A 6,766-nucleotide genomic window follows, 5' to 3' on the forward strand; every position below is an offset into this window, starting at 1 on the left:
TAGGGCATACGGGAACTTTCGGGCTAGATCCGATAAACGCTTGGGGAGAGAATACCTCTACTTTTTCAGAAGCGATTCTGTCTAAGCAAGTAATCTCTTTGAACCAAGAATCCCCGTCGCTTTAGCGCGGGGAGTGTCAAACCATCCACTTAGGGCTGATGGGTTAATCTATTCTCAATAAGCCCTGCTTGTTACTGTGACTAATCACATTAACGATAACCTATCATGTCTGAGATCTATCGTCTTGCCCAAGGCCATTTAAACCTATTGGAAACCTGTCCACCGAGGTTTCAAAAAGTCTATCTAGAGCAACTTAACACACCGGCTGATCCCGGGCAATTGCAGCGGCAAGAATGGGGCAGTCAGTTTCACCTATTATTACAGCAGCGGGAATTAGGGCTGCCGATCGCGTCTCTGTTACGGGAAAATGAACAGTTAGAACATTGTTTAACAGCCCTATTAAAGGCTGCCCCGGCAATTGCCCAAAATCCAGGAGAAACCAATCGAGAAGCGGAACATTGTCGCAGTTTAACTGTGGGTAATTATTTATTAACGGTTATCTATGATTTAATTTTATTAGAGAGCGATCGAGCGGTAATTTTTGACTGGAAAACCTACTTAAAACCGATCGATGCCGACAAACTAGCCAAAAATTGGCAGACGAGACTTTACCTGTATGTGTTGGCAGAAACTTCTGCTTATCCTCTGGATAGTTTATCGATGACCTATTGGTTTGTGCAGTTACCCCACAGCCCCGAACAAATTACTTTTAACTATAATCAGAAACTACACCAACAGACAGGGCGCGATTTACGCCGTTTATTGAAGGCTCTCGATCGCTATCTATCAGCATACCAAAATGATTTAGTTAATTTTCCCCATCGTCCCGATTGTCAGCTTCATTGTCCCTATTATCTTAGACAGGAGCGATCGGGCCAAATAGAGTTACCCTCGATCGATGATATCCCTGAAATCAATCCTTTTGTCTAATTATTGCCAATTTCGTCAGAACTCAGAATTCTGAATTCTGAAGATTATTGTTATTTATTCTCCCTTCTCCCCTCTCCCCACTTCCCCACTTCCTAATCCATACTTTGTGCTTTTTGTCAAAAAAACTTTTTCTTTGCAATAAAACTACACAAAAAAAAGATCATCGTTGTGGGTGAAATTGACTAATTTACCTGTCTTAACTAGGATCACCTTGTAGGTGTGGCAAGGGTTTCAACCATTGCTGTCCAAAAAAGCACAAAACAACCCACTATGAAATTGTATCAAATCGCTGTAACCATTGTAACATCGTTGTTAAATAAAAATCTTTCTCAATTAATTCTTAAGAATTTATAAATATTGCGAAATATTAATTTAAATATTCTCAAGTTTTTGGAGTTAATAGATAATTTTTGATTATCCTTGACCAACATTGGGTTAGAAGTCAGTATTCTCCGAGTCGGGAGACAGTATTCAGGAGATAGGAGACAGGTTTTAGGTGTTGGGGTGTTGGGGTGTTGGGGTTTTGGTTCAATTTCCCCACTTCCCCACCTCCCCAATTCATAATTCATAATTCCCACTTCCCACTTCCCACACCCCACTTCCCCCCACCCCATTCTCGACAATTCTCCCTCTCCGCCGCGTTAACCATGGTCGATAATAATAAAAGACAGATCGATCGCTTGCGCTCATGACCGGCAACCACTACCAAACCTTAGAAATCAGCCATAAATCGACCCCTGACGAGATTAAACAGGCCTATCGGCGTTTAGCCAGACAATTCCATCCCGACAGTCAAAACGATAGTGCCAGTCACGATAAAATCGTCGCTATTAACGCCGCCTACGAGATTTTAAGCGATCCGAGACTAAGAAAAGACTACGATAACCAACTAATCGGCAATTCTCCCCGCAGCCAACGTACTGCCACCGCTCAAGCAAATTACCATCGTTACAAAGAAGCGGTCAAGGAAGACGAGGTCTTGGTCAAACAGTGGTACAACCAGACCTATAGCCCGATTAATCGTCTGATTGGTCAAATTATCCGGCCTCTCAAACGTCAGATCGATCACCTCTCCGCCGATCCCTTCGATGATCAGTTAATGGCTGTTTTTCAAGACTATCTAGAAACCTGTCGCCAAAATCTCGATCGAGCCAAAACCCTCTTTTCTCAACGGCCCAACCCTGCCAAAATGGCCAAAGTGGCCGCTTCTCTTTACTACTGTCTCAATCATCTCACTGATGGACTAGAAGAATTAGAAACCTTTACCCTTAACTACGATGATCGCTCTCTCCACACCGGTCAAGAAATGTTTCGCATAGCCCAGGGTTTACAGGTGGAAGCTAAACAGATAGCCAGTCAGTGCCAAAATTAAATCTCTAGCCATGGGCAAAAAAAAAGACGAAAATAGATCAAGACCAAATTTACCCAATCCCTAGCTTAACCCCGATGAGAGACAAACAATCAGAAATTACCAATATATCCACCACTAGAGATTCTGATCTTTATTCCTTGCCTCCAGCCGTCCAACGGGCTGCTAATATCCTTTTACGTCAGGGAAGAATCGGTTTTTGGACGCAGATTGTCCTAGGCGTGATTTCAGGGGTTTTATTACTCATTGCTACCGCTAGTTTATTAGGGACGAGACAACGCACTTCTGGCATTGAAATCGGTGTTTTATGTGCCATTGGTGGGGCTGGTTTCTTGGTGGTCGCCATTTTCTTTTCTTCTCGTTACATGAAAATTGCCCGTCAAATGTTGAGGGGTGATCAAGATAGTCGCCCGAAAAAATCCGATACTATTCAGTTAATCCGTCAGGGTTTAATCGCTAATATTATCGGGATGTTTTTAACGATTTTGGGGGCGCAAGCGTTAGCGGGAATCGTCTTAATTAAATCCCTCAATGTTCCCCAAGGTACTTTTAATGTTGCCTCTAACCCCAGTCAATTTGTTAATTCTGTTGACCTGTTAATTGTGCAGGCCAATACTAATACAATTCTCGCTCACTTTACCGGTATCGTTACTTCTTTGTGGCTTCTTAATCGTATTACTTCTAAATAAATATGGCCATGCAACGCACCCGTTTAAGTACGCTGGCTAATGTCACCAGCAGTCGATTTAATAGCTTTTTTAGTAATCCTTGGCGGCGGATTTCCCTACAGATAATTTGTGTTTTATTTGGAATTTTTTCTGGTCAAGCAATTGTCACCACTGCCGGCCAAACTGCCCAATGGGATGTCACCGCTGCCGGTTTATTGCTGCTGTTTACGGAGACGATTAGCCGGATTGTTTACCGAAAAAGTTCTCAGGCTAAACCCGCACCGATTCTGCGAGAATCTTTCAATTTACTAAAAATTGGTATCACCTATAGTTTATTTCTAGAAGCCTTTAAAATTGGCTCTTAAATGTTTAATGATCGCTGCCGTTTTCCTGTACCAGTCCTAACTGTTATTTTTGTGCTATTTCTAACAGCACTTTTCTTACATTTCATCGGGGTTAATTCCAAGCAATCTCAGCCTTTCGGCCAGCCGTGTCGCTCTTTGTTCAGCCTCTTGTTTAGCCAGCCGTTCTCGAGCAGCGCTCGCCTCAGCCTGGTTCGCTCTTTCCTCCGCCGTTAGATAGCGATTTCCTGACTGGTCATACCAGTATAACCATTCCCGATACCAAGCAATATGTTCTCCTTTTTCATAACCCAGCGCCAAGCCAATTTCAGGCAACCAAACTCGATTATTCTCACTTTCTAGAAGTTCATATTTCCCTGAGATTAATTTATATACCTCTAATCTTTGTCGGTTTTTAAATCTTCCCCTTCTGCCACTCAAAGGATTGTAAATTACATAATACAGAATCCCCAGGTTTTGGTAATTTAAGAATTTTTCCTCATACTCACTATTATATTTCTCGGAAATTACCTCTAAAAACAAAATCGGCAAGATATACTTTTCTCCCCACAAAACATAGCTTAACCGACCTCTTTCTCCTGTATCATGGTTGACTCCAACTGCTAAGAAACCATCGGGGACAAAAGCTGATTCGTCTGGATTATAATAAACAGCCATATCTACCCCAAAATACCAATCATCTCGACCAGACCAAATTAAAGCTAATAAACTTAGCAGTAGGTTGGGCATATCATTCTGTAACTGATTGTCCACTGGAGTTTCGTCGGAAGAGGGCAATTCTTCGGCGCTGGGAAGAGGGCGATTTTTGTTATAGGTGAGGTTAACCATAGCTCCCGCAAGCGTGGTGTTTGATTACTGCTAATTCTAACGGAGAATCTTGTGCCTTGCTTTTTGCCTCATCTCCACAAGCAATTTAAATGCGCGGGCATAGCTTATCCAAAAAGGTTTTTAGATTTATTCAGCCAGCCCAATTTTAATGATCGCTGCCGTTTTCCTGTACCGATCCTAACTGTTGACGCACATCATCGATCGCTAGATTTAACTGGGCAATTTTATCTTCTAAACTGCGGCGGGCCATTTCCATGCCTTCCTCTGGAGTCAAGCGCCCATTGCGGATGCCCTCCAAAAAAGACTGATTGTCAGCAGCTGCTAAACTGCGACGGCTGCGATTAGCCAACACTGTCCCCAAAACACCGCCCACTAAACCACCGACAATCGCACCGGCTAAAAAACCGCCCGTAAACCCATCTCGCTGACTCATAATCCCTTTTTCTCCTAATAGGTTCCAAAAGCTCGATCGCCGGCATCGCCCAACCCCGGCACGATATAACCGCGGCTATTTAATCCTTCATCGATAATAGCCGTATAGATGTTCAAGCTGGGATAATTTTGACTCAATTTCTGTAAAGCCGGCGGGGCAGCCACGACAGAAATCAGGCGAATCAGGGCAGGATCAACGCCTCTGCCGGTAATTTCTGCCATTGCCATTGAAATTGATCCCCCCGTGGCTAACATCGGTTCAAGAATTAAGACTCTCGTGGCTGGATCAAAACTGGCCGGTAATTTATTTAAATAACAACTCACCTCTAGGGTTTCCTCATTTCTGGCTAAACCGAGGTGATAGGTACTAGCTAGGGGTAAAAGGCTTTGGGCCCCTTCCAACAGGGCTAATCCTGCCCGTAAAATCGGGACTACGGCGATCGGTACCCTAGGATCGATAAAAGTAGCCGGACATTCCGCTAGAGGGGTTTTAACGCTAGTTTCCAGGGTCGGCAACCATTGCCGCGCCGCTTCGTAGGTTAACCAGCGGCCTAGTTCCGTCATCGCTGTTTTAAACAGTACCGAGGGGGTATTTTGATCCCGTGCGATCGCCAACCAATGCTTAACCAGAGGATGTTCGGGAACATAGACGCGCAGTTGTAAAACCATGAAAACACTAGAACTCGATCGAGGGCTAAACTTTATCTTAAGCGAAAAAGCCTTCAGTAATCAGTGATCAGTAATCAGTAATCAGTGATCAGTAATCAGCTTTTTTCTCCCTATCTCCCCATCCCCTAACCCCACTTACCACTCCCCACTTCCCGCTTCCCAACCCCCAAAACAGAGGTTAAAATAAAAGCAAGCCAGAAGCTTGCGAGCGGCTTCTGACTTGGGTAATTTTAACGACGACGGGTTCTTTGTCGTCTCCGGGCTACTGCTTTACGCTTTCTCTTTTCTTGAGGGGTTTCAAAAAATTGATGCTTTTTGATATCCGCATAAATTCCCGCTTTCGCTACCTGTCGCTTAAAACGACGCAGGGCTGATTCGATCGCCTCGTTCTGACCAACTACCACTTGGGTCATTAACCTAATTCACCTCCTGTAATCGCTCTCTGCCTAAAAAATGCCAACTTCTCATTATAGCACAATCTAGGGTAAAAAGCGATCCAAGGCGGCCTTTAATTCTTCTATTTCTGTCTCGATACTACCTTCTTGGGCAGCCCGGGCAATACATTCGCTCAGATGTTCGTCGAGGATCATTCTGGCCACACGATCAATCGCCCCGCGAATAGCGGCAATTTGCATCAAAACTTCGGGACAGGGACGATTTTCCGATACCATCGTCTTGATGCCGCGAATATGTCCTTCGATCCGCGAGAGACGGTTAATAATTTGCTTCAGGGAAGCTTCGCTATGGACGTGGGGGGTCCCTTTTGACTCGTGGTCATGGCCCGTCTCGTCGTGGTTGTGAAGGGGGTCGAAAGGGGTAATTTGATTAGTCAAGGGCTTACTGTCAATTCAGTTATACTCTCTAGTGTGCCACAGTTGCGGACCCCGGCCCCTGGGATGGTTTTGTCCGGTTTAAATTTGCGTTCAGGGGTCTTCCCTTTGCCAATCGGGGCAATTTTCCTCTTGATTCCAACCGGAGGGATGAAATCCACAAATTAGACGCTGACGGGTTTCTCGACTCTGACCGTAGGATTGGCCGTGGTAGTGACGACAACCGATGCAGGTTTGGGGACGGGAGGAAGGCACTTGATTAAAACCAAGTTGCGATCGCAAAATCTGACACCGCGATTGATAATTGTGCCAGTTTTTGTAAATCGCTCTTTGTCGGATAAAATTAGCCCTATTCATGATGATCAGTGATACTAAATCCTGTTTAAAAGGTATAGTAAAGTGGGGAGAAGGGAGAGGGGTGTGGGGAGAAAAAAGCCGAAGTCTGATAACTGATCACTGATAACTGAAATAACCTACTAAGTAGTCGTGCAAAATTAATTTCCTAGTCGAGACAGGAGACGGTCGTCAGGAGACGGTCGTCAGGAGACGGGAGACGGGAGACGGGAGACGGGAGACGGGAGACAGCTATTAGGGATCGGATTTGAGTTTTCAGTTCAC

General features: G+C 44.6%; 10 protein-coding genes. 4 read left to right on the forward strand and 6 right to left on the reverse strand.

The features are described 5' to 3' along the window. Positions 1–225 precede the first annotated feature (225 nt). From O9334_RS06075 to O9334_RS06090, 4 genes are all read left to right on the forward strand, one after another. Positions 226–990 (forward strand): PD-(D/E)XK nuclease family protein, encoded by a 765-nt coding sequence (locus O9334_RS06075; RefSeq protein WP_190380230.1) that lies wholly within the window; start codon positions 226–228, stop codon positions 988–990. Between the two features lie 688 nt (positions 991–1,678). Beyond that, positions 1,679–2,362, forward strand: a complete 684-nt coding sequence (locus O9334_RS06080) for a J domain-containing protein (RefSeq protein WP_045360078.1) — start codon at positions 1,679–1,681, stop codon at positions 2,360–2,362. A 74-nt stretch (positions 2,363–2,436) separates the two neighbouring features. Further along, positions 2,437–3,048, forward strand: coding sequence for a DUF3611 family protein (locus tag O9334_RS06085; RefSeq protein ID WP_044000031.1), 612 nt, complete (start codon positions 2,437–2,439; stop codon positions 3,046–3,048). Positions 3,049–3,050: 2 nt separating this feature from the next. After that, the gene (locus O9334_RS06090; RefSeq protein ID WP_080754312.1) at positions 3,051–3,392 is read left to right on the forward strand and encodes a DUF565 domain-containing protein; all 342 of its coding nucleotides are present in this window, start codon (positions 3,051–3,053) and stop codon (positions 3,390–3,392) included. Between the two features lie 75 nt (positions 3,393–3,467). Here the strand turns inward: O9334_RS06090 and O9334_RS06095 are convergent, their stop codons facing one another. The 6 genes from O9334_RS06095 to O9334_RS06120 all read right to left on the reverse strand — a co-directional run bounded on the left by O9334_RS06095 (position 3,468) and on the right by O9334_RS06120 (position 6,505). Continuing rightward, complete coding sequence (locus O9334_RS06095) at positions 3,468–4,217, reverse strand: Uma2 family endonuclease (protein ID WP_045360080.1); 750 nt, start codon at positions 4,215–4,217, stop codon at positions 3,468–3,470. Positions 4,218–4,362: 145 nt separating this feature from the next. Next, the gene (locus tag O9334_RS06100) at positions 4,363–4,650 is read right to left on the reverse strand and encodes a ssl2009 family thylakoid membrane protein (RefSeq protein ID WP_045360082.1); all 288 of its coding nucleotides are present in this window, start codon (positions 4,648–4,650) and stop codon (positions 4,363–4,365) included. Between the two features lie 14 nt (positions 4,651–4,664). Continuing rightward, entirely contained in the window at positions 4,665–5,318 is a 654-nt protein-coding gene (upp, locus tag O9334_RS06105; RefSeq protein WP_045360084.1) for a uracil phosphoribosyltransferase, read from the reverse strand. A gap of 230 nt (positions 5,319–5,548) precedes the next feature. Next, positions 5,549–5,731, reverse strand: a complete 183-nt coding sequence (rpsU, locus tag O9334_RS06110) for a 30S ribosomal protein S21 (protein WP_002738938.1) — start codon at positions 5,729–5,731, stop codon at positions 5,549–5,551. A gap of 66 nt (positions 5,732–5,797) precedes the next feature. Further along, a complete protein-coding gene (locus O9334_RS06115; RefSeq protein WP_002781887.1) occupies positions 5,798–6,151 on the reverse strand; it encodes a metal-sensing transcriptional repressor in 354 nt (117 codons plus the stop codon). A 90-nt stretch (positions 6,152–6,241) separates the two neighbouring features. Further along, on the reverse strand, positions 6,242–6,505 hold the full coding sequence (locus O9334_RS06120; RefSeq protein ID WP_045360085.1) for a hypothetical protein: 264 nt from the start codon (positions 6,503–6,505) through the stop codon (positions 6,242–6,244). Positions 6,506–6,766: the final 261 nt, after the last annotated feature.

Origin of the sequence: Microcystis sp. LE19-8.1F (assembly GCF_027531715.1) — a bacterium.
In the GTDB taxonomy this organism is placed as follows: domain Bacteria; phylum Cyanobacteriota; class Cyanobacteriia; order Cyanobacteriales; family Microcystaceae; genus Microcystis; species Microcystis wesenbergii_A.